Origin of the sequence: Brevibacterium oceani, from assembly GCF_017948325.1 — a bacterium.
GTDB lineage: Bacteria > Actinomycetota > Actinomycetes > Actinomycetales > Brevibacteriaceae > Brevibacterium > Brevibacterium oceani.
On sequence record NZ_CP072846.1, the window covers coordinates 2,438,264 to 2,460,710 of the forward strand.

Sequence of the window (22,447 nt, forward strand, 5' to 3'; positions counted from 1 at the left end):
CTCACTTCTCCTTGTCGCTGAGCCCGGCGTCGATTCCGCCGGTGGATCCGAATCCGCCGGATCCGCGGTCGCTGTCGTCGAGCGAGTCGACGACGGTGAAGTCGGCGTGCGCGATCCGTTGGATCACGAGTTGGGCGATGCGGTCTCCGCGGGCGATGCGCACCGGGGTCTTCGCGTCGAGGTTGATGAGCGGCACCTTGATCTCGCCGCGGTAGCCGGCGTCGATGGTGCCGGGTGCGTTGACGACGGTGACCCCGTGCTTGCTCGACAGCCCCGAACGGGGGTGGACGAAGGCTGCGTAACCCTCGGGCAGCGCGATCGCGATGCCGGTGGGCACCACATGCCGTTCGAAGGGTTCGAGGACGATGTCGATCGTCGAGCGCAGATCCGCTCCGGCATCGCTCGCGTGAGCGTAGGCGGGGGCGTTGGCGCCCGCGTCGAGGAGCTGCAGGTCGATCTTGAGGGTTTCCGTCACAAAGATGCACTCTAACGCCGAAGCCTGAACGCGGCCAAACTTCTCGCTATGGGACAATGAACCCATGGCAACAACGCAATCGGGGACCAACGTGGTCTATCAGGAGAAGGTCCGGCCCTCGGTCGGCATGTGGATCCTCGTCGTGGTGGCTGCGGCATCGACGGCACTCATGGTTCTGCCCGTGTGGAAGCTGGGCACGATCATCCTGCCCGTCATCAGCTTCGTCCTCTTCGCCTGGTGGCTGAATTCGCTGACGCTTACGATCATCGTCACGCAGCGGCAGCTCTTCGTCGGCGAGGCGCACATCGACCGCAGGTTCGTCCCCGGCGCGACCGCCTATGACGGCGACGAGGCCCGTGCCGCCCGCGGCGTCGACCTCGACGCACGCGCCTTCCTCAAGATCCGTCCGTGGGTGAAGCCGGTCGTGCGCATCGAGCTCGACGACGACAACGACCCCACACCGTACTGGCTGGTCTCCACCCGACGCCCCAAGGAACTGGCCGCCGCCCTCACCCCCTAATTGCTACCTGACGGCGGCCCAGCAACCTGGCGCGAGGTTGCTGGGCCGCCGTCAGGTAGCAATAGGGGCGGAAATGCGGAACGCGCCGATCGATGTGATCGGCGCGTTCCGTCTGAGGGGATTGAAGCGATTCAGCCTGCACAGTCCGTGCAGATGGGTACACCGCCCTCTTCGCTCGCAAGCTGCGAACGATGGCGGACCAGGAAGCATTCCATGCAGGTGAACTCGTCGTTCTGCTTGGGGAGGACACGAACGGAGAGTTCTTCGTTCGACAGGTCCGCACCGGGGAGTTCGAACCCTTCGGCGACCGCTGTCTCGTCCTCGTCGATCTTGCTCGCCTGTGCCTGCGAACGCTGAGCCTTCAGCTGCTCGATCGAATCGCTCTTGATCTCATCATCTTGCTTGCGAGGTGCGTCGTAATCTGTTGCCATATGGCCTCATCGCTCTCTGTCCAGGGGGTGCCGAAGAGGATCGTCGAATCCTCTCGTGGAGTGTGTCCCCAGCATTGTGCACTGTATGCTTGCCGTTGGCAAGATGGAACGGGTACCCTATGCGGTGATTCTCGTCACCTGCTTGTCCGCATATGTCAGCCACACATAGAGTTCTCGAAAAGCTCTGCAAGAATACTTGTGATGGACAATACCGCCAGCCTGGCTGCCGGTAGATGACCGGGATCGTCCCCTTCGGGGGTCACCCGAGGAAGGACGGATCCACAATGAGTGAATTCGCAGATCAGCTCGACACCCGAATCGATGATGTCCGTCATCGCATTCACGAGGCCCGGTCCGCCGGTGACGACTTCCTCGTCGAGAATCTCATCGACGACCTGCAGAACCTCATGGAGCTCGCCGGACGCAATGACGTCGACACGGGCCCCATCGCCGAGGTGATCCAGGCCGAGACGGGCGCCCTGCCCGTCATCCCGAGCCCAGAAGAGTCATAAGACATTCGCTCCCGGCGGCGGGTAGCCGTCAGCGGGCGCTGAGACCGAAGGACCCTCCCTCACCGATTCGGTGAGGGAGGGTTCTTCGTCTGCGCTCGGTTCAGCTCGCCCGGTTCGGGTCAGCCGCCCAAGCGCCCGGGCTGCCGACCCGATGCCGGTTCAGCTGGCCCAGTTCGGGTGCGTGGCGCGTTCGATCCTGCCGCGGCAGCATTCGATGCTGCAGGCTCCGCTGCCGGGAACGAGTGCCGTCGTGCCGGGCAGCGCGGGAGTCTCGACGGCATCTCCGCGCAGCTGGGCGACGCGCTCCTCGACGAGGTCGACGAGACCGGAGACGAATGTCTCATGGGTGCCGACGGTGGCGACACGGGTGAAGGCGAAGCCGAGCTTCTCGGCGGTCTCCTTGGCTTCGGTGTCGAGGTCGAAGGCGACCTCCATATGGTCGGAGATGAAGCCGATGGGCGCGAGCATGACCCCGGTCACCCCCTCCTCGGCGAGCTCTTCCATCCGATCGTTGACGTCGGGTTCGAGCCACGGCACCTCGGGCGAACCCGACCGGGAGCAGAAGACGAGTTCACATGGCAGACGATCGGCTTCGTCGAGCCGCCCGACGAGGTGGCCCATGAGCTCCTCATGTTGAGCGAGGTAGCCGTTCGTGGCCACGGCCGAGGCGTCCTGCATGACGTTCGGAATCGAATGGGTGACGAACAGCAGGCGGTGCTGAGCGGGATCGAGCTCGCCGACCTGGCTGCGGAAGGCCGCGAGGCCGGCTTCGAGGCGGTCGGTGCACGCGTCCGCGTATCCGGGGTGGTTGTAGAACTGTCGGATCTTGTCGATCTGGACGCTCAGGCCCTCGGCCTCGAGGGTCTCGACCGTCTTCGCGAAGTCTTCGCGATACTGCCGACAGGAGGAGTAGGACGAGTAGGCGGACGTGTCGATCGAGAGGAAGCGGGTCCGTCCTTCCTGGGCCTGCGCCCGCACCTCATCGGTGAGGTAGGGTTCCCAGTTGCGGTTGCCCCAGATCAGCGGAGTGTCGATTCCTCGGCGATCGAGTTCCTCGCGCAGGGCCGCCAGCAGCGCCTTGTTCTGGTCGTTGATCGGGGACTTCCCACCGAACCCGAAGTAGTGCTCACCGACTTCCTCGAGCCGCTCCTCGGGGATGCCGCGGCCGGCGGTGACGTTGCGGAGGAAGGGAACCACTTCTTCTGGAGCCTCCGGTCCTCCGAATGACATGAGGATCAGGGCATCGATCGGTGCAGTTTTATTCACGCTCACGATTTTACAGGCTGTAGAGACACAGGGCCCGTTGTCCGCAGAGTGAGCCTTCGCCACTCACGGTTCGAACTCCGATCCCGTCCGCACGCGAGATCGCCTGCCCGACCCATGCCGGCATCCAGCCCATTCGTGGCCGAGTTCACGTCCTGAGAGCGTGCTCAGACCGTCGAGGGCCGAACCGGCCCGAGATTTCGCGACTCGCGCGCAAATCTGCCCGACTCGCCCTGCTGAACGTGACACGATGCAGAGGAGACGCGATAAAGGAGCTACAGGCATGCGTGAACTGATCTTGAACGGAGTCGACGCAGATGGCACCCATCTGCTGCTGAACGACGAGAACGGGCTTCAGTACCGAGTCGTTCTCGACGACGCTCTCATGGCCGCGGTGCGCAAGGACCGCACCCACCACAAGTCCGACACTCCCGTGCGTCCCAAGGACATCCAAGCCATGATCCGCGGGGGCATGGACGCCGAGGAGGTCGTGGCCTCGACGGGTGCCGACATGGAGTACGTGCGCACCTACGAGGGACCGGCGATGGCCGAGCGTTCGCGCACCGCCTACCTCGCCAGCCGCCACCCGATCTACTCCGATCACGACCCCAATGGGGAACCCACCCCTCTCATCGAGCTGTGTCAGCAGCGCCTGGCCATGCGCGACGTCGACATCGAGACGATGGAATGGGATTCCTGGAAGCAGCAGGACGGCAACTGGTATGTCCAGCTCAGCTTCGTCGCCGCCGATCGCGTCCGGACGGCCAGCTGGCACTACTACCGCCGCTCGCTCACCCCGATCGACGATGAGGCCAAATGGCTGGCCGATTCGGGTCCGACCGATACGGGCCCGATCCCGAACTACGGTTCCGGTGCCGAACGGCAGAAGAACACCGAGGAGGTCGATGTCCTCCCGCAGGTCGACTCCGCCGAGGGCATCGCCGCCGATCCCCCGGTGCGTCCGACCGCAGGTTCGGCGCCCTCTCAGCAGGCACGCGACCACCAGGCCGAGACAGGCCGGATCCTGGAGAACCTGCGCAAGCGTCGTCATCATGAGGCCGAGGAGGAGCCGCGGACGCGTCTGCGTGCGGTGACCGAGGATCCCGAGACGCACCCGCAGGGCGCTCACACCGCACCCGGTCAGCCGGAAGCCGCGACCGATGACGAGGTCTTCGCGTTCGAGGACCCGGCACAGGACTCAGACGACCCGCAGGAGCCGACGGAGAAGGTCGGGGCCTTCGACGATGACAATCAGCTCTCGCTGCTCAATGAGCCCGGCGTCAGCGATCAATCCGATCAGTACAGGGATTCGGCCCCCGCGAAGGATGCGAAGTCGAAGTCGAAGAAGAACTCGCGTGCCTCGATTCCGAGCTGGGACGAGATCATGTTCGGCTCGAAGCGGGACTGAGCGTCGAAGGGCCGACGGCCGGTGCCGGGGTCTACGAACCGACGCCTCCGACTGCGCGACTGAGCGCCGGCCGTTCGCTCCCGAGGTCGACGACAGTGTCCTCGTCCGTGGTGAGGCGACGGTCATGAGTGACCATGACGACCGTGCGTGAGCGCAGATTCTCCCGCAAATCGCCGATGAGCCGACCGGCGGTCTCATCGTCGAGGTGGGCGGTGGGTTCGTCGAGGACGATGACGTCGGCTCCCGTGAGCAGCGTCCTGGCCACCGCGAGTCTCTGCCGCTGACCTCCCGAGATCTCGGAACCGTGGTCGCCGACCCAGCGTTCGAGGCCGTCGGCATCGGCCCATTCGCTCAGGCCGGCCCCGCGGAGCGCGGAGATCATCTCAGCGTCGTCCGGCACGCCCTGCCCCGCGAGTGCGAGGTTCCCGCGGACCGTCGAACGGAAGATATGGGCTTCCTGCGGACACCAGGCGATGCGACCGACGAGGTCGGAGGGTGAGGCGGTGAGCATATCGATGTCCTCGTCACGTTCGGTCCGGGCACTGTAGCGGCCGGCCCAGGGATCGAGGAATCGCAGCAGCACACTCAGGCTCGTCGACTTGCCCGTCCCGCTGTCACCGCACAGGAGGGTCCAGCCGCCGCGTTCGGCGTGCAGATCGAGTCCGTCGAGCACGGGTTCGTCGCCCCAGCCCACAGTGATCGCCTCGAGGTGGAGTTCCTCGATGCCGGGGACCGTGCCTGTCCTGTTCTCCCCCGTTACAGAGCCTTGCGCCGAGGTGGTCCTGCCTTCCACTGAAGCAGCCCCGTCGTCAGCAGGAACATTCCCGCCCGTCGCCGAGGTGACCCCGTCCTCCACAGCACCGAACGCACCCGAGGCGACCGCAGCCGGTTGCGGTTCGGGAAGACTGTCGAGGGCCGCGGCGAGGGCAGGCATCTGCCGGAAGGCATCAATACCTGAGGCGAACGCGTCGCCGAGTGCGACGGCCATGAGCGCGAGCACTGCAGCGATTTCGGTGGGCGCACCCGATGTCACGGCCACAATGACGGCGGTGGCCGTCGTGCTCAGCTGCAGCCACACCTGCGCAATCCCGAAGTTGCGGGCCGAGGCGGCCTGCTTGGCTTCGAGGCTCTTTTCGTGGTCGGCGAGCAGGCCGAGGACGCGGCCGTCGGCTCCGTTGATGTGCAGATCGTCCTTCGCGTCCAATGCTCGAGTGAGCAGGGAGAGGATGCGGTTGCGGTCGGCACGGACGCCACGGGCCAGTCTGGTCTCGGCGCGGATGACGATGAGCGGCAGCACGATGAGATCGACGACGGCGAGCACGACGAACCACGGCAGGGAGCCGAGGTCGAGCAGTCCCACGGTGATGCCGACGCCGAGGACGACCATCGCCGAGACGATCGGTGGGAACAGGGTCCGGGGCACGAGGTCGCGCACGTCATCGGCGTCGGCGACCATGGCGCGCAGCGCAGAGTCCGAGGTGAGCAGCTTCCGATCGCTCATGCCCACGCGCTCGAAGTGCTCCCACAGGCTCGCGCGCAGCCGGGTCAGGGCGGAGAAGATCGCAGAATGGAGTCGCAGACGGCTGACATAGAGCAGCACCGACCGGCTCAGCCCGAAGAACCGCACTCCGACGATGGCGACGAGGAGCAGCATGATCGGCGGCTGGTACGAGGCCTCGACGATGAGCCAGCCGGAGACAGCGGTCAGCGCAATCGCGGCGAGGCCGGAGGCACAGGCGGTGAGGGCGGCGATGAGCATCGCCGGAGTGAACAGCGGCAGGCTCTGCGTAAGGATCGCCCACCGTCGGCGAAGGGCTGCAGTGCGCGACTCCGGCGACGCGTCCGTGGTCGAGGGTTCGTCCCACTGCGAGGCATCATCGCGCGGTCGCACGGACTCCGACGACGGATCCGTACGGGGCAGGACCCGCGTCCGCGCCGACTTCCCGGTCTCTGCCGTTGCCGATGTCAGGGTCGCGGCTGGGGTCGCGGTCGAGGCCGAGGTCGCAGTCGCAGTCGAGGTCCCGTACACACCCATCGTGGACAGGCTCGACGACTCCCCCGGGGCGCCGACGAGTTCACCATTGGAGTCCGCCTGCGATCCCTCGGCACCCTCAACAGAGACACCCCGGGTCTTCTCGGGTCGGATCTCGGTGTCGGCCAGGCCCCGGACCCGGTCGTCGTGGCTGGCGAGGATGACTCGGTGGGTGGCGGCCGCCTCGGCGATCATGTCGATGACGAGGGCGGCATTGTCCTCATCGAGATGGGCGGTGGGTTCGTCGAGGACGAGCACATCGGCACCATCACCGAGGCGGTGCATCACTCGCACGATCGCGAGGCGTCGCTGCTGGCCGGGACTGAGCGCCGCCGTCGAGGTCAGCGGATCGGTGGGCAGCCCCGCCGTCGCCAACGCGCGCCCGGCCGGCTCGGGCCCGAGTCCGAAGAGTTCGAGTTCGGCACCGAGGGTGGAGGCGAACATGCGCGGGGCCTGCGGGACGAAAGCCGCAGCCACGGGTGCGACGTTCGTGCGAGCCGCGGCCGGCAGCCCGCCGACGAGGGCGGCCAGCACCGTCGACTTCCCAGCCCCGGAGCGACCGCTGATGGTCGTCACTCCGGGATGGGTGTCGATCGCCCCGGTCCAGGAGATGACGGTGCCGTCGCCATAGGTCACGCAGCCGCCGCTGAAGTCGGCATCCGCCCCGAACTCGGCCTCCGCTCCGAGCTCCGTCGCCGCCCCGGTGTCGGCATCCGCCCCGGCCTCGACTTCGCGCAGCAGCGCCTGGGCTCGGGTCCGGGCCTCGCGGCCGTTCTCGCTCGCGTGGTAGCCGGCCCCGAGTTCGCGCAGCGGGATGAAGCATTCGGGTGCGATGAGGAGGACGAAGAGTCCCGCACTGAGATCCATGGACCCGTTGACCAGGCGCAGGCCGATGACCACGGCCACGAGTGCGACGGAGATGGTGGCGATGAGCTCAAGGGCGAGGCTCGAAAGGAACGCCACGCGCAGGGTCGCCAGATTCGCTTGGTGATAGCGTTCGCCGAGTTCGCGCAGCCGCCGGGCATGATCGCGCGAACGACCGAGGCCGATGAGCACGGGCAGGCCCTCTGCGAGCTCGGCCAGATGATCCGACAGCCGTTCGAGTGCCTGGACGGTCCGCGACGTCGACTCGGCGGTGTAGCGGCCGATGAGCACCATGAACAGCGGGATCAGCGGCAGGCAGGCTGCGATGATGACCGCGGAGAGCAGATCGCTGAACACGATCCGCACGAGCAGCACGATCGGCACCACGGCAGTCGCGACGAGCGCGGGGACGACGGTGGTGAAGTAGTCGTCGAGGTCGTCGATGCCCCGGGTGACCGTCACCGCCGAGTTCGTCCGCGGCCGGCCGCGTCCGCGCAGCAGTGCCGACAGAATCCCCGAGCGCAGTCCGCGTTTGGATTCGGCGGCCAGGGACACGCCGAGGCGGCGGTCGAGCCACAGTCCCCCGCCGCGCAGTATCGCACCGAGGAGGCCGAGGACGATCCACAGAGCGGGGGCACTGTGGCCGACGATCGCGCGCGCGACCGCCTCGGCGATGAGGACGATCCCCACCGAGCGGGCCAGCGCACCGAACACCGAGAGCGCGAACCCCCGCCGACCGTGGGGCAGCTCGAGCAGGATCGACAGGGGCGAGCTCACGATCGGATCGCCACCGGAACCTTGTGCGCCTCCGGGATGTGGGTCTCGGCGATGCGGACGAGGAACTGCCGGTAGCTGAAGATCTGGTAGGCGATGATCACCGGCAGGATGACCACGGTGACGATGAGCATCACGGTCAGCGTGTAGTCCGAGGAGGAAGCGGTTTCGATCGTCAGCGAATCAGCCGGGTCGAGCGTCGAGGGCAGCACGTTCGGGAAGGCGCCGGCGAAGACCGATCCCAGACCCGCGACGAGGTAGATGCCGTGGAGGGCGAATGCTCGCTTCTCGGCTCCGGCGCGCACCGCGAGGAAGGCACCGATGAGCGCGATGACCGCGAGGAGGACCGGGACGACGAGCCATGTGCGCTGCGTGATCGACAGGGCGAACCAGATGAGGAACGGCACCGCGGCCGGCAGCATGATCCGCCCCGCCCAGGACCGCGCCCGGGCGCGGATGTCGCCTTCGGTCTTGAGCCCGAGGAAGACGAGCCCGTGGACGAGGGCATATCCGAGCCCTCCCAGTCCGCCGAGCAGCGCCGGCCACGATGCCCAGGCGAAGGCACCGCCGACGATGTCGCCGTGGGCGTTGAGCGGCAGGCCGAGCGTCGTGATCGCGAGCATCGCCCCGACGCAGAACGCGGTGCCGGCCGAGCCGATCGCCATCGCCCACGTCCAGAAGGACTTCCAGGCCTGCGTGTGTCCCTTGCCTCGGTATTCGATCGACACGGCGCGGAAGATGAGGAACAGCAGGCACAGGGTCAGCGGGATGTAGAGGGCGGAGAAGAGCGAGGCATACCAGTGCGGGAAGGCCGCGAACATCGCCCCTGCGGCCGTGATCAGCCACACCTCGTTGCCGTCCCAGACCGGTCCGATCGTATTGAGCAGGACTCGTTTGCCGCGTTCGCTGCGGACCAGGAACGGCAGCAGCATACCGACGCCGAGGTCGAAGCCGTCGAGGAACAGGTATCCCATCCACAGCACGACGATGAGGACGAACCAGATCGTGGCGAGAATTTCCATCGTGAGACTCCTCAGTAGGCGAACGACAGCACGTCATCGCCGTCGTCGGTGATCGTGGGCTTGGACGTCTTCTTCGCTTCCAATTCGGGCATCGCCGAGGCGACCCCGCCCTTGACATAGGTCGTGAGCAGCCGCAGTTCGACGACCATCAGCACCCCGTAGACGAGAGTGAGGCTGATCAGCGAGAACAGCAGCATCCCCGGGGTCACCTCTGGTGAGAGTGCCGCCTGCGTGTACATGTACACCCCGTCGAGCTGGGCCGGGTTGGGAGCGACGACGAAGGGCTGGCGGCCCATCTCGGTGAAGATCCACCCGGCTGAGTTCGCAATGAAGGGCGCGGTGATCGCCAGCAGGAATCCGCGGCTGAGCCACTTCGACTGCGGCACTGTGCCCTTGCGGGCCAGCCACAGTCCGATGAGGCAGACCCCGGCGGCCAGCGCTCCGAAGCCGATCATCATCCGGAATCCCCAGTAGGTGACGATCATGATGGGCTGGTAGTTGATCGCCTCGCCGGCGTGTTCGCCGTAGCGAGGGTCGTCGGGAATGTGGGTGCCATAGCGATCCTGGTATTCCGGCAGCAGGGTCGTGACCCCATGGACCGGGGTGGAGAAGTCGCCTTTGGCGAGGAAGGAGAGCAGACCGGGGATCTCAAAGATGTTCTGCACCCCGTCGCAGTCGTTCGAGGACGGGTCGGCGATCGTGAGCACGGAGAACTGGGTGCCGTCGTGACATGCTGCTTCCGCAGAGGCCATCTTCATCGGCTGCTGTTCGAACATCAGCTTCGCCTGCACGTCGCCGGTGATGGAGACGCCGGCGAAGGCGATGATGCCGACGAGGGCGCCGATGCGCAGGGACTTGATCCACACCGCATGGTCGGTCTTGTCGCGACCCGGCAGGTCCGTGGATTCGCCGACGATGACCTTTCCCTCGGGCCCGACGGTGTCGATGCCGTCCTTGCGGCGATGGTAGAGGTGGTACCAGGAGATGCCGAGCAGGAACGAGCCGCCCACGGCCAGTGCCCCGAAGAGTGTGTGGGTATAGGCGGCGATGGCGGTGTTGTTGCCGAGCACCGCCCACACGTCGGTCATCACAGGCTTGCCGTCGACGAGTTCGACCCCGACGGGGTGCTGCATCCATGAGTTCGCGACGATGATGAAGTAGGCGGAGATCCAGGAGCCGATGACCGCACACCACAGCGCACCGAGGTGGACCGCCCGGGGCAGCCGTCCCCACCCGAAGATCCACAGGCCGAGGAACGTCGATTCGAGGAAGAAGGCCAGCAGCGCCTCGAGTGCCAGGGGCGCTCCGAAGACGTCGCCGACGAAGCGGGAGTACTCGCTCCAGGCCATACCGAACTGGAATTCCTGGACGAGACCGGTGGCCACACCCATGATGAAGTTGATGAGGAAGAGCTTGCCGAAGAATTTCGTGGCCCGCAGGTAGACCTCGTTGCCGGTGCGGTGGTAGATCGTCTGCAGGATCGCCACGAGCATGCCGAGTCCCAGAGTCAGCGGCACCATCCAGAAGTGATAGACAGTGGTGATTCCGAATTGCCACCGTCCGATGAGGACCGGGTCGAGATCCATGGGCTCTCCATTCAAGTTTCCCGAGGGCAGTATTTCTACGTCACGTAGAATTCTACATGCGGTAGAAACATGACCGCCCCCATTCCGTCATCCAAGATTCCCCGTACCAAGTATGCGCCTCGGGTCAGCGCCCGGGCCAGAGAATCCCAGCCCGATCGGCGCGGCTTCGCCTGGAATTCGACAGCCTGTAGAGATATACTCATGACAACGACAATTCGCAGATGATGAGGACTTGGAAACTGTGGGAACACTTGGTGAACTCGAACGCAGCGTCATGGACGCCATCTGGGTGCATGATGACGGGCTGAGTGCAGCTGAACTGCGTGAGGTCCTCGCCGACCGGGAACTCGCCTTGACGACGGTGCACACCGTCCTCTCCCGTCTGGAGAAGAAGGGCTTCGTCACCCGCGATCGCAGCATCCGACCTCACCGCTACCTCGCGGTGTCCACTCGTGAGGATCACGTCGCCGAGCTGATGACGGAGATGCTCTCACAGGCCCCCGACCGCCAGGCCGTGCTCGCGCGATTCCTCGGCACCGTCTCGGAGGCCGACACCAAGGCGCTGCGCAATCTGCTCGGGCGCAATCACTCGACACATTCCTGACCCAGATCGGTCACGTCCATGACCATCGTGGGTCTGATTCTGGCCGTGTTGGCATTCCTGCTCGCGTGGCCGATCCCTGCGGCTCTCGCCCGCTTCCGCGGCGATCCGATCTCAGAGGTCGTCCTCTGGCAGGCCGTCGGGCTCTCCGGCGGCCTGTCCCTCATCGGTGCCGCCCTCGCCTTCGCCGTCGCGCCGGGAGCAACGAGCCTGCCGTCGGGCATCGTCTCTCTTGCACGCGGTGAGTCCCACGCCCAACTGTCGGTCATTGCATGGATCTTCCTCATCATCGCCGTGCTGCTCATCGGCAGGCTGCTCGGATGCCTGATCCTGACCTTCTACTCTGCACGCAAGGCCCGCCTGCGCCACGATGAGATCCTCCACCTGCTGAGCGAGCCCTCGGCGACATACCCCGACACCCGGATCATCACCACCGACGAGGTGGTCGCCTACTGCCTGCCCAAGGGACCGAGGAAGGGCACAGCGGTGCTGTCGACCGGGCTGATCGAGGCCCTCGATGAGGAGGAGCGAACCGCGGTCATCGCCCATGAGCGAGCCCACCTGGACTTCCGGCACGACGTGCTCGTCATCCCCTTTGCCGCCTGGCACCAGGCGCTCCCGTACTTCTCCGCCACGGCGATCGGGCTGAACTCGGTGAATCAGCTCATCGAACTCATGGCCGACGACGAGGCCCGCGAGCATGTGGATCCGCAGATCCTCGCCCGCGCGGTGCGCTCGGCCGCTGCCATCAGCCCCGACCATCGCAGCGAACTCTCGAAGCAGCGCATTCGCAGGCTCTCGCGCCCATTGGATTCAGCCAGGATCCCGGTTCGGCTGATGTCGATCGGACTGGCTGTGGTGCTCCTGCTCGTGCCGACGACGCTCATCCTCGCTCCGGCGGCCTTCGGGATCTGAGCAGCCCGCGATGCGTGCGGGACCCGCCTGAGGAGTCTCAGCGCCTCAACTCACGTCTCGAGTCATTTCACCTGACGAGTTGACGCGCCCCGTCTCGAGTATGGAGACCCCTCACCTCACGAGTCGATGCGTTCGGCGTCGAGGACGGCGGCGCCGGAGACGATGAATTCCTTGCGCGGTCCCACCGATGAGCCCATGAGGAGTTCGAAGGTGTTCTCCGCCGCCTCGGCGTCGGCCATCGTCACCCGCCGCAGGGTGCGCATGCTCGGGTCCATGGTCGTCTCGGCCAGCTGGTCGGCGTCCATCTCGCCGAGTCCCTTGTAGCGCTGGATGGGCTCTTTGTACGCCTTCTTCTGCTTCTCGAGCTTCTTCAGCAGCGCGTGCAGCTCCGCCTCGGTGTAGGTGTAGACGATGTCGTTCGGCGTCCCGCGCTTCGTCACGACCTCGACCCGGTGCAACGGCGGAACGGCGGCGAAGACACGTCCGGCTTCGACCATCGGCTTCATGTACCGGAAGAAGAGAGTGAGCAGCAGCGTGCGGATGTGCGCGCCGTCGACATCGGCGTCGGTCATGATGATGACGCGACCGTAGCGGGCCGATTCGAGATCGAAGCTGCGCCCGGAACCGGCACCGATGACCTGGATGAGCGCCGAGCACTCGACATTGGCGAGCATGTCGGCCAGGGTGGCCTTCTGCACGTTGAGGATCTTCCCGCGGATGGGGAACAGCGCCTGGTGGTCGGAGTTGCGGGCCGCCTTGGCCGTACCCATCGCCGAATCGCCCTCGACGATGAACAGCTCCGTGTTCTCCACCCCGTTGTCGCGGCAGTCATAGAGCTTCGCCGGCAGCGAGGAGGCCTCGAGCGCGGTCTTGCGACGTTGGTTCTCCTTGTGGGTGCGGGCGGAGATGCGCGACTTCATTTCGGCCACGACCTTCTCCATGAGGACAGCGGCCTGCTGCTTCTCCGCGCGCTTGGTCGAAGCGAGGATGTCGCCGAGCTGGGTTTCGACGGTCTTCGCGACGATCTGCCTGACGGCGGCGGTGCCGAGCACTTCCTTCGTCTGGCCCTCGAACTGGGGTTCGGCGAGCTGGACGGTGACCACGGCGGTCAGACCGGCGAGGACATCGTCCTTCTCGAGCTTGTCCTTGCCCATCTTGAGTTTGCGGGCGTTGGCGTCGGCGGCCTTGCGCAGCGCTTTGAGGCAGGCCTGCTCGAACCCGGCGAGGTGGGTGCCGCCGTGCGGGGTGGCGACGACGTTGACGAATGACTTGAGCTTCGTGTCGTACCCGGTCCCCCACCGCAGTGCGACGTCGACGCCGACCTCGCGTTCGACCTCTTTGGACTCGAGGTGGCCCGAGGAGTCGAGCACTGGCACGGTCTCCTTGAAGGTGCCGGTGTTCTGCAGGCGCCAGGTGTCCGTCATCGGCGGGTCGATGGAGAGATGGTCGACGAATTCGGTGATGCCGCCGTCGAACTTGAAGACCTCTTCGCGTTCGGCGATGACCGCTCCGGTCTCATCGCGGGCGACACCGCGCCGATCGATGATGCGCAGCTCGAGACCGGGGACGAGGAATGCCGTCTGCCGTGCTCGTTCGATGAGGTGCTGGTAGTCGAACTGGGCCTTGGCGAGGAAGATCTGCGGATCCGCCCAGTACTGGACGCGGGTGCCTGTGGCCCCGCGTTTGGCCTTGCCGACGATGTCGAGGCCGGTCGGTTCCTGGAACTCTTCGAAGGGATTGTCCGGGCTCGGCTGCCCCGAGGAGTCGTCGAAGCGTCCGGGAACGCCGCGGCGGAAGGACATCTTGTGCACCTTCGACCCGCGGGTGACCTCGACGTCGAGGCGGGCGGACAGGGCGTTGACGACGGAGGCGCCGACGCCGTGCAGACCGCCCGATGCGGCATAGGAGGATCCGCCGAACTTGCCGCCGGCGTGGAGTTTGGTCAGCACGACCTCGACTCCGGTCAGGCCCGTCTTCGGTTCGATGTCGACGGGAATGCCGCGTCCCTTGTCGGTCACGGCGACCGACCCGTCGGCGGCGAGCTCGATGAGGATCTCGGATCCGTGGCCGCCGAGGGCTTCGTCGACGCTGTTGTCGATGATCTCCCACAGGCAGTGCATGAGACCGCGGGAGTCGGTCGTGCCGATGTACATGCCGGGGCGTTTGCGCACCGCCTCGAGACCGGACAGGACGGACAGGTGCCTGGCGCCGTAGCTTTCGTCTTCCACTGAATTCCTCTCGTTCGATTAAATTCTAATCGCTGTGAGCGCGGGACCCTATTTCCCGCGGGCCGTGTCGGCAGCCGATTCCGACGGCGACCGACAGATCCCGCAGTTGTGCGGGACAATGGACACCATGCCCCACCGCACTCTCGCACCGAGCCTCCTGCTCACCGCTGTTCTCCTCCTCCCCGGTCTCGCCGCCTGCGGAACAGACGACCCCGCTCCGTCGGCACCGACGTCGAAGGACTCCGAGACCACCGCGGCTGACAAGACGGACGGCGGGGATCGCAGCACAGGGAGCACCACCTCGGCGAGCGATGAGGCCGAAGTCGACCTCAAGGGCAAGACGATCGCGATCGATCCCGGTCACAACGGCGGAAACGCGTCACACCCGACCGAGATCAACAAGCAGGTTCCCGACGGACGCGGCGGCACGAAGGCCTGCAATACGACCGGCACGGCGACGGAATCGGACTACCCGGAAGCCGACTTCACGTGGGCGGTGGGACAACGCCTGCGCGATTCGCTCGAAGACGCGGGGGCGACCGTCGTGCTCAGCCGCAAGGACAACAAGGGCGTCGGCCCCTGCGTCGACGAACGCGGCACGTTCGCCGACGATGCGGATCTGCTCGTGAGCATCCATGCCGACGGAGCCGAGTCGAGTTCGACCAAGGGATTTCACGTCATCGTCGCCGACCCCGGCACCGATGAGAAGACGGAGAAGGCCTCGACGGCCCTGGCGGAGTCGATCGGGACGTCGATGGGCACGACCTTCACCCCGAACCGCGCCTACGGCAAGGATGCGATCAGCCGCCGACCCGATCTGGCCGGCCTCAACAATGCCTCCGTGCCCGCGGTCATCGTCGAGTGCGGGGAGATGCGCAACCCGGACGAGGCGAAGCTCATGGAGTCGAAGTCCGGGCAGAAGAAGTACGCGGCCGCGCTGTTCGACGGCATCGTCGACTGGTACTGAGCCGTCGCCCGGTATCGAACCGATTCGCCCCGAGGACGACGAACGCCCCTGGGCAATCCCAGGGACGTTCGTTCGTCGGCGCTCTTCCGGCGGCGTCTCCGAGGCGACGCCACCATCTAAGCCGGAGGGAACTCAGTCGAGATAGTCGCGCAGAACCTGCGAGCGGGACGGGTGACGCAGCTTCGCCATCGTCTTCGACTCTATCTGGCGGATCCGCTCACGAGTGACGCCGTAGACCTTGCCGATCTCATCAAGGGTCTTCGGCTGACCGTCGTTGAGTCCGAAGCGCATGGACACCACACCGGCCTCGCGCTCGGAGAGCGTGTCGAGGACCGAGTGCAGCTGCTCCTGCAGGAGGGTGAAGCTCACCGAATCCGACGGTACGACGGCTTCGGAGTCTTCGATGAGGTCACCGAACTCCGAATCGCCGTCCTCGCCCAGTGGCGTGTGGAGCGAGATGGGCTCACGACCGTATTTCTGGACCTCGACGACGCGTTCGGGCGTCATGTCGAGTTCCTTCGCAAGCTCTTCGGGGGTCGGCTCGCGACCGAGATCCTGCAGCATCTGACGCTGCACACGGGCGAGCTTGTTGATGACCTCGACCATGTGCACGGGGATGCGGATGGTGCGGGCCTGGTCGGCCATGGCGCGGGTGATGGCCTGACGGATCCACCACGTGGCGTAGGTCGAGAACTTGAAGCCCTTGGTGTAGTCGAACTTCTCGACGGCGCGGATGAGACCGAGGTTGCCTTCCTGGATGAGGTCGAGGAAGAGCATGCCACGGCCGGTGTAGCGCTTGGCCAGAGACACGACGAGGCGGAGGTTCGCCTCGAGCAAGTGGTTCTTCGCGATCCGACCGTCGTGGATGATCCACTTGTAGTCCATCGTCTCGCGCGGATCCTTCACCTCGCCGGAGTCGAGGAGGTGTTCGGCATACATGCCTGCCTCGATCCGCTTGGCCAGGTCGACCTCCTCGGCGGCATTGAGCAGCGCCACCTTGCCGATCTGTTTGAGGTAGTCCTTGACCGGGTCGGCCGTGGCACCCGCGGAGACGACCTGCTGGGCGGGAGCGTCTTCCTCGTCGGCGTCGGAGACGATGAATCCGCCGGCCTCGGCCACGGCGGCGTTCTTCTCCTTCTCTTCCGAGTTCTTCGTCTCGGTCGCCTCGGCGGGGCTCTCCTCGGTCGCCAGGGCGTCCGCGGTGGGCTCGACCTCCTCGGTGGTGTCGATGTCGTCGTCGGTCTTCTTCGCCTTGGTCGCCTTCTTCGCTTCCTTGGCGGCGGTCGCCTTCGAGGTGGCCTTGGTCGCCGACTTCGTCTCGGCAGGCTTCTCGGCAGCGCTCTTCTTCGCCGCCGTGGTCTTCTTGGCCGCAGCGGTCTCGCTCTTCGCAGCCGACCTCGCCGTCGTCGACTTCGCGGCGGTTGTCTTGGTTCCGGCAGAGCTCGACGTCTTCGTTGTCTTCTTCGCAGTGGACTTCGACGCCGCAGTGGTCTTGGATCCACCGGTCGAGGTCGTGCCGGCAGTTCCCTCCGACTTCTCTGTCACCGTTGTGGATTCCTTGTCGACTCTCGGCACGTGTTCACCTTTCGCGAGCGTTGAAACTTCCCCATGCATTCGGACAGTACTAAGACCCAAGTCAAGTGGTCCGGTGTACGGTCCGGGGCGAACGCAGAGTCCGCCCATCATGCAATGACTGGGTCAACGCCTAATTTTCGCACGTTATTCCCGGCATTGCGAATCGGCGAACCGAGCGACTCAGAAGGAAGAAGGCTCGCTCTCCATGAGCCAGCGCGGCAGAAATCCCAACCGTACGGCACGCACGACGAGCTTCGCCAGTCCGTGTTCGGGGTCGATGTCGGTCGCGGCTCTGGCGTAGCTGTCCGCCATCGTCGACCCGCCCAACGCCCACTCGAACCATGCGATGACGGCATAGGTGTCGGCACGCACCCGCGGATGACACATCGGCAGGTACTCCTTGAGGAAGGCGATGGTGAGCATGACGTCTCGTGGACGTGGGGCCCGTGCTGAGAGTCCGACGATCTCCTGCGCCGATTCGGACCGGGCGCTGAACCGACGGGAACGGTCGCACAGCTGCTCTCCGTCGAGTCGGGTGACCAGTGAAGGTGGGAAGTCCGGGTGATCGAAGCTGAGGATCATCTCCAGCGCATCGCGTGACCATTTCTCGGCCAGGAGCGCGTCGATGGCCATCACGGTCGGCAGGTCGAGCATCGCATGCAGATGGGTCACGTCGATGGGTTCGTCGTCCGCACGGATCGCGTCCAGTCGCGCATAGACATCGGCGAGGATGACGAACGCATCGTCCGTTCCCATCCATTCGTCCGTGTGTCCTCGTCGACTGTGGGCGAAGGCCTGGGCCGTCATCGGGGCGATGACCAGCTCCTGTGGAGTGCCGACCGGATTCGATCCCGCAGCGATGAGTTCCGTGGCGCATGGCGAGGTCGTCGCTGCGATGAGAGGCGTAGAGTCGTCCCCGTCGTCGTCGATGCGACCGAACTGCTCCTGGCTCACCCACCATGCGCAGAGCGTGTCGATTCCCGCTGAGGCGAATGACTGGGCGAGTTCGTCGATGGCGGCGCGGACGAGCCCGCGATGGACGGCGGCATCCTCGCAGTCGGCCCCATCCGCGGGGGTGGTCTCGGCGGGGGTCGTCTCGGCGGGGGCCGTCTCGGCGCCTTCATCCGCGGTGGGGGCCGTCTCGGCGGGAGTCGGCACGATTCTGCTGCCGGCCGCCTCGGCGATGGTCGGTTGATCACCGCTTCCCGTCAGCGGGGAGATCGGCTGGTAGCCCTCGTCGTAGACGACGAGGAAGACACCGGTGACCGCGCAGGCCCGACCGATGAGGTCGACGTACCCGCTGCCGCCGGTCAGGAGGATGTCTGCGGCGGTCTCAAGGGTGAAGTCGACGCGCAGGGTCGTCGAGCTCGACTGCGATCCGTTGGTCTCGGTGCCGATGATCACGGCGACGAGGCTGTCGCGGGGTATGTAGCCCAACGTGTGGGGAATGATGCCGATGATGTCCTCTGGGGTTCGGGCCGGTGTCTCCATGATCGGGTGTCCTCTTCTCGTGTGCGTGGCCGCGGCGCTGCGGTCGGGTCTCCACTCCAGCCGATCCGCCTCGGCGCGGAACAGGCACGCCCGACGCCCTGTGGACAGCGGGATTGCCTCCACAGGCGATCGGCGTCGAAGTCGGGGGTCTCGTCCCCACGTGGATTCGGGCCGAATTGCCTCCTCGGCGCGACTGGCATAGAAGTGAGGGGTGGCGAAGCGACGGATATACACAGCACCCGGCTCTCAAGTGGTCGACATCTCGACTGGCACGGCGCACCTGGAGAAGCTCGACGGGGAGGCCGATTCCTACGTCCTCCATGTCAACGGAGTCCCCTCGTCCTCGATCACGCTCAGCGATCCCGAGCGTCTCGACTTCGAATATCTCGACTGGATGCGTCGAGCCATCGATGTCTCGCTGCCTGCGGGTTCGCTGCGAGCGGTGCACATCGGTGCGGCCGGCTGTGCGCTGGCCCGCGCTCTCGACGCTGCCCGACCGGGGTCGAAGCAGACGGCCGTCGATGTCGATGCGAGGCTGCTCGACTTCGCCCGGCAGTGGTTCGACCTTCCCCGCTCCCCCGCCTTGTCTCTGCGGGCCGGCGATGGTGCCGTCGAGATCGGGAAGTTCCGGCCCGACAGCCTCGATGTGATCATCCGCGACGCCTTCGACCACGACTCGGTGCCCTCTGCGCTGCAGACGGGAGAGTTCTTCGCCTCCTGCGCCGCTGCGCTCAAGAGCTCCGGTCTCTATGTCGCAAACGTTCCCGACGGCGGTGGCCACCGCACCCTCAAGTCGGACCTCACCGCCCTCTCGGAGCATTTCGCCCATCTGGCGGCGGCCACCGAACCGGCGATCCTCAAGGGACGACGACGCGGCAATGTCGTCGTGCTTGCATCGAACACGCCCTTGGACACGGCCGGTCTCGATCGCAGTCTGCGCACCGCGGCGAGTTCCGCGACATTCCTGGCCGGGAATGGTCTGCGCTCCCGCCTCGGGATGTGAGAGGCGAGACCGCGGGGTGGTACCCCAGGGTGAGACCGGACGGTGCTTGCGGCCTGCGCCCGGGCGGCGCCAAGGCCCCTCGGGTGTCCACTCCTTCCAGGTCCCTAAAAGAGACTGCGCCCGCCGGAGCCCTGGGGAGTGGCCCACCCGCCGGGGCCCTGCCGAGTGACCCAGCCGCTGCGCCTCGCGGGCGGTTGCACCCGACGAGGCCATGCCGGCGCCCCGCCTGACAGGGCCCTGACGATCGAATGTGAGAAACGCCCCGAAGTGAAATGACGTCGTGACTACAGTCGCCGCCGAAAGTTCGGCATAATTGAATGCCGACCCAAGAAGGTGAGATGACCGAAACTTCAGAAATTCGCGTCGAGCAGGCCAAGCTCGACGAGCTCTACGCCCGTCTCGATGTGCTGCGGGAGGAGACGACAGCCCGCCTGGGAACCGTGAGGATCTCCGAAGTCGGAGGCAATCACCAGCATCGCACCGAACGCGATGCCTTCGCCACGCTGTACGAAGATCAGCTCATTCGCCTCGACGGCGCCGAGGAGGGGCTGTGCTTCGGTCGCCTCGACCTCGTCGACGAGTCCGACCCCACCTACATCGGTCGGATCGGGCTGACCGATGAGCAGCGGCAGCAGATCCTCATCGACTGGCGCGCCCCCGCCGCCGAACGCTTCTACCAGTCGACCGCGGCCAGCCCCGACGGCGTCACGCGCCGCCGTCACCTCGTCACCGCCAATCGGAAGGTCACCGGCATCGAGGACGATGTGCTCGACATCGACGCCCTCGACGAGCACGAGAAGTCGAACCTCCAGGGAGAGGGAGCCCTGCTCGCCGCTCTCACCAGCCACCGCACCGGACGGATGGGCGACATCGTCGCCACCATCCAAGCCGAACAGGACGCGATCATCCGCCGCCCCCTCTCCGGCGTCCTCGTCGTCCAGGGAGGACCGGGCACCGGCAAGACTGCGGTCGCTCTGCATCGTGCGGCCTTCCTCCTCTACCGGCACCGGGAACGCATCGCGAAGTCCGGTGTCCTCCTCGTGGGGCCCTCGACCGTGTTCCTCAAGTACATCGAGAAGGTGCTGCCCAGCCTCGGCGAGACCGGGGCCGTGCTGCTCACTCCCGGTCAGCTCTATCCCGGACTCGACACGGACGCCGTCGACACCCCCGCCGTCGCCGAGATCAAGGGTCGCATCACCATGGCGACGGTGCTGAAGAACCATGTCGCGAACTACGAACGCGTACCCGACCACGACGAAGAGCTGCGGGTCGGCTCGCACACCGTCGTGCTGCGGAGGAAGGACGTCCGCGGTGCACGGGATCGCGCCCGCCGCAGCGGCGATGCGCACAATGCCGCCCGCAACGGCTTCGTCACCGGTCTGCTCAAGATCCTCGCCGAAGACCTCGCCCGCGAGATGGGCCTCGATGCGGCCGGCGAACGGCTGCCGGAACTGCTCGAGGAGCTGCGCTCCTCCGTCGACGTCCGCCGCGCACTCAACCTCGCGTGGTTCCCCATCGGACCCGCCGGCGCTCTCCGGGCACTGCTGGGCAAGCCACACAAGCTGGCTTCTGCTGCGGGCCGACTGCTGAGCCCGGCCGAGCAGGCGACCCTGTCGGAGAACCACCACGACGACTTCACCGTCTCCGATGTGCCGCTGCTCGACGAGCTGGCCGAGCTGCTCGGCTCCAGCCCGCAGCCGACGCAGGCCAGGGACGATGCGGCCCGCGACTATGCCGAGGCCGTGGTCGATATGACCGAGACCGGCGGCATGGTCACCGCGGAAATGCTCGCCGCCCGGTGGGAGGAGCAGGGTCCGTCGACGACCCTGGCCGAGCGTGCCCTCGAGGACCGCGAATGGACGTACGGCCACCTCGTCGTCGACGAGGCACAGGAACTGACCCCCATGCAGTGGCGGGTGCTCTTCCGCCGCGTGCCCTCGAAGTCGGCCACCGTCGTCGGCGACCTCGCCCAATCCTCCCAGGTCGACAATGCCCGGACGTGGGGTTCGATCCTCTCCGAATTCGTCGGCGACCGCTTCGCCCTGCAGGTCCTCACCGTCTCCTACCGCACTCCGCAGTCGGTGATGGACCTCGCGAACCGGTACCTCCACCGACATTTCCCGCAGCTCGAGCTCGTCGAATCGGTGCGGCAGGGCGGTGCGGACCCTCGTCTGGACGTCCTCGCCACCGAATCCGATGTGCTCGGATCCCTCGCCGAGGCGGCCGCGCAGGAGGTCGCCGAGGCCGCGGGCGGGAAGATCGCCGTCATCGCCGATGAGGAACTCATCGACCCCATCGCCGAGGTGCTCGCCGACTTCGACTTCGGACGATCGGCCACCGGGCTCGACCATCAGATCGCGCTCATCACCCCGCAGCAGGCCAAGGGCCTCGAGTTCGACTCGGTCATCATCGTCGAACCCGGGCGTATCGCTCCGGTGGGCAGCGACGAGGGAATCGGCGGGCTCTACGTCGCCCTGACAAGGACGACGGAGCGGCTGCGCATCCTCGCCTCCGTGCGCACCGAACTCGGTGAGCTCTTCGACGCCGAGGCGATCCGCCAAGCCGGCTGACCCTCACCCTTTTGCTACCTGACGGCGGCCCAGCAACCTCGCGCAAGGTTGCTGGGCCGCCGTCAGGTAGCAAAAGGGTGAATGTTAAAGGCCGCTTGGGTTCGGCTTCCCCTCCGAACCGCAAGCGGCCGCGCGCCGTAGCGCGCACTGTCAATACTACACAACTATTCCTGTGCGGACGTACTCGGAACGAAGATTTCTGAGAGGAAT

The 22,447-nt window shown here is 66.1% G+C and carries 17 protein-coding genes; 8 read left to right on the plus strand and 9 right to left on the minus strand.

Translation table 11 applies throughout. The features are described 5' to 3' along the window. Window position 1 precedes the first annotated feature (1 nt). Window positions 2–475, minus strand: a complete 474-nt coding sequence (dut, locus tag J9314_RS10855; RefSeq protein ID WP_246490338.1) for a dUTP diphosphatase — start codon at window positions 473–475, stop codon at window positions 2–4. A gap of 64 nt (window positions 476–539) precedes the next feature. On the opposite strand from dut, the gene J9314_RS10860 reads away from it, so the two are divergent. Further along, the gene (locus J9314_RS10860) at window positions 540–995 is read left to right on the plus strand and encodes a DUF3093 domain-containing protein (protein WP_181273362.1); all 456 of its coding nucleotides are present in this window, start codon (window positions 540–542) and stop codon (window positions 993–995) included. Between the two features lie 131 nt (window positions 996–1,126). Here the strand turns inward: J9314_RS10860 and J9314_RS10865 are convergent, their stop codons facing one another. After that, on the minus strand, window positions 1,127–1,426 hold the full coding sequence (locus tag J9314_RS10865; protein ID WP_166972303.1) for a DUF4193 domain-containing protein: 300 nt from the start codon (window positions 1,424–1,426) through the stop codon (window positions 1,127–1,129). A gap of 284 nt (window positions 1,427–1,710) precedes the next feature. On the opposite strand from J9314_RS10865, the gene J9314_RS10870 reads away from it, so the two are divergent. Continuing rightward, window positions 1,711–1,938 (plus strand): hypothetical protein, encoded by a 228-nt coding sequence (locus tag J9314_RS10870; protein WP_166972305.1) that lies wholly within the window; start codon window positions 1,711–1,713, stop codon window positions 1,936–1,938. 159 nt (window positions 1,939–2,097) lie between these two features. Here the strand turns inward: J9314_RS10870 and J9314_RS10875 are convergent, their stop codons facing one another. After that, complete coding sequence (locus J9314_RS10875) at window positions 2,098–3,204, minus strand: ferrochelatase (protein WP_210602402.1); 1,107 nt, start codon at window positions 3,202–3,204, stop codon at window positions 2,098–2,100. Between the two features lie 280 nt (window positions 3,205–3,484). Here J9314_RS10875 and sepH point away from each other — a divergent pair, with 280 nt between their 5' ends. Further along, on the plus strand, window positions 3,485–4,609 hold the full coding sequence (gene sepH, locus J9314_RS10880; RefSeq protein WP_210602403.1) for a septation protein SepH: 1,125 nt from the start codon (window positions 3,485–3,487) through the stop codon (window positions 4,607–4,609). A gap of 31 nt (window positions 4,610–4,640) precedes the next feature. Here sepH and cydC read toward each other — a convergent pair whose 3' ends face one another. The 3 genes from cydC to J9314_RS10895 are packed head-to-tail and all read right to left on the minus strand — an operon-like array spanning window position 4,641 to window position 10,887. Then, a complete protein-coding gene (gene cydC / locus J9314_RS10885; protein ID WP_210602404.1) occupies window positions 4,641–8,282 on the minus strand; it encodes a thiol reductant ABC exporter subunit CydC in 3,642 nt (1,213 codons plus the stop codon). Next, window positions 8,279–9,301: a cytochrome d ubiquinol oxidase subunit II gene (cydB, locus tag J9314_RS10890; protein WP_210602405.1), complete on the minus strand. Its 1,023-nt coding sequence runs from the start codon at window positions 9,299–9,301 to the stop codon at window positions 8,279–8,281. Before cydB ends, cydC begins: the two co-directional genes overlap by 4 nt. Window positions 9,302–9,312: 11 nt before the next feature. Continuing rightward, window positions 9,313–10,887, minus strand: a complete 1,575-nt coding sequence (locus J9314_RS10895; protein WP_210602406.1) for a cytochrome ubiquinol oxidase subunit I — start codon at window positions 10,885–10,887, stop codon at window positions 9,313–9,315. A gap of 241 nt (window positions 10,888–11,128) precedes the next feature. On the opposite strand from J9314_RS10895, the gene J9314_RS10900 reads away from it, so the two are divergent. Both J9314_RS10900 and J9314_RS10905 read left to right on the plus strand, forming a co-directional pair. Then, window positions 11,129–11,491 (plus strand): BlaI/MecI/CopY family transcriptional regulator, encoded by a 363-nt coding sequence (locus J9314_RS10900; RefSeq protein WP_166975994.1) that lies wholly within the window; start codon window positions 11,129–11,131, stop codon window positions 11,489–11,491. A gap of 18 nt (window positions 11,492–11,509) precedes the next feature. After that, a complete protein-coding gene (locus tag J9314_RS10905) occupies window positions 11,510–12,403 on the plus strand; it encodes a M56 family metallopeptidase (protein WP_210602407.1) in 894 nt (297 codons plus the stop codon). Between the two features lie 116 nt (window positions 12,404–12,519). Here J9314_RS10905 and J9314_RS10910 read toward each other — a convergent pair whose 3' ends face one another. After that, window positions 12,520–14,631 carry a DNA gyrase/topoisomerase IV subunit B gene (locus J9314_RS10910; protein ID WP_210602408.1) on the minus strand — a complete coding sequence of 704 codons (2,112 nt, stop codon included), beginning with the start codon at window positions 14,629–14,631 and terminating at the stop codon, window positions 12,520–12,522. 127 nt (window positions 14,632–14,758) lie between these two features. Here J9314_RS10910 and J9314_RS10915 point away from each other — a divergent pair, with 127 nt between their 5' ends. Continuing rightward, a complete protein-coding gene (locus J9314_RS10915; RefSeq protein ID WP_210602409.1) occupies window positions 14,759–15,598 on the plus strand; it encodes an N-acetylmuramoyl-L-alanine amidase in 840 nt (279 codons plus the stop codon). Between the two features lie 132 nt (window positions 15,599–15,730). Here J9314_RS10915 and J9314_RS10920 read toward each other — a convergent pair whose 3' ends face one another. Beyond that, complete coding sequence (locus J9314_RS10920) at window positions 15,731–17,212, minus strand: RNA polymerase sigma factor (RefSeq protein WP_210602410.1); 1,482 nt, start codon at window positions 17,210–17,212, stop codon at window positions 15,731–15,733. Window positions 17,213–17,353: 141 nt separating this feature from the next. Continuing rightward, window positions 17,354–18,664, minus strand: a complete 1,311-nt coding sequence (locus J9314_RS10925; protein ID WP_210602411.1) for a DUF4192 family protein — start codon at window positions 18,662–18,664, stop codon at window positions 17,354–17,356. Window positions 18,665–18,914: 250 nt separating this feature from the next. Here J9314_RS10925 and J9314_RS10930 point away from each other — a divergent pair, with 250 nt between their 5' ends. Both J9314_RS10930 and J9314_RS10935 read left to right on the plus strand, forming a co-directional pair. Then, on the plus strand, window positions 18,915–19,667 hold the full coding sequence (locus tag J9314_RS10930; protein ID WP_246490340.1) for a spermidine synthase: 753 nt from the start codon (window positions 18,915–18,917) through the stop codon (window positions 19,665–19,667). A gap of 338 nt (window positions 19,668–20,005) precedes the next feature. After that, window positions 20,006–22,237 carry a HelD family protein gene (locus tag J9314_RS10935; RefSeq protein ID WP_210602413.1) on the plus strand — a complete coding sequence of 744 codons (2,232 nt, stop codon included), beginning with the start codon at window positions 20,006–20,008 and terminating at the stop codon, window positions 22,235–22,237. Window positions 22,238–22,447 lie beyond the last annotated feature (210 nt).

Excerpts from the sequence above, each read along its gene's own strand:
- J9314_RS10860 (WP_181273362.1), top strand. The coding sequence starts at position 540 with ATGGCAACAACGCAATCGGGGACCAACGTGGTCTATCAGGAGAAGGTC.
- J9314_RS10915 (WP_210602409.1), top strand. The coding sequence starts at position 14,759 with ATGCCCCACCGCACTCTCGCACCGAGCCTCCTGCTCACCGCTGTTCTC.
- J9314_RS10870 (WP_166972305.1), top strand. The coding sequence starts at position 1,711 with ATGAGTGAATTCGCAGATCAGCTCGACACCCGAATCGATGATGTCCGT.
- cydB (WP_210602405.1), bottom strand. The coding sequence starts at position 9,301 with ATGGAAATTCTCGCCACGATCTGGTTCGTCCTCATCGTCGTGCTGTGG.
- J9314_RS10925 (WP_210602411.1), bottom strand. The coding sequence starts at position 18,664 with ATGGAGACACCGGCCCGAACCCCAGAGGACATCATCGGCATCATTCCC.
- J9314_RS10865 (WP_166972303.1), bottom strand. The coding sequence starts at position 1,426 with ATGGCAACAGATTACGACGCACCTCGCAAGCAAGATGATGAGATCAAG.
- J9314_RS10935 (WP_210602413.1), top strand. The coding sequence starts at position 20,006 with ATGACCGAAACTTCAGAAATTCGCGTCGAGCAGGCCAAGCTCGACGAG.
- J9314_RS10905 (WP_210602407.1), top strand. The coding sequence starts at position 11,510 with ATGACCATCGTGGGTCTGATTCTGGCCGTGTTGGCATTCCTGCTCGCG.
- J9314_RS10895 (WP_210602406.1), bottom strand. The coding sequence starts at position 10,887 with ATGGATCTCGACCCGGTCCTCATCGGACGGTGGCAATTCGGAATCACC.
- J9314_RS10920 (WP_210602410.1), bottom strand. The coding sequence starts at position 17,212 with ATGCATGGGGAAGTTTCAACGCTCGCGAAAGGTGAACACGTGCCGAGA.
- sepH (WP_210602403.1), top strand. The coding sequence starts at position 3,485 with ATGCGTGAACTGATCTTGAACGGAGTCGACGCAGATGGCACCCATCTG.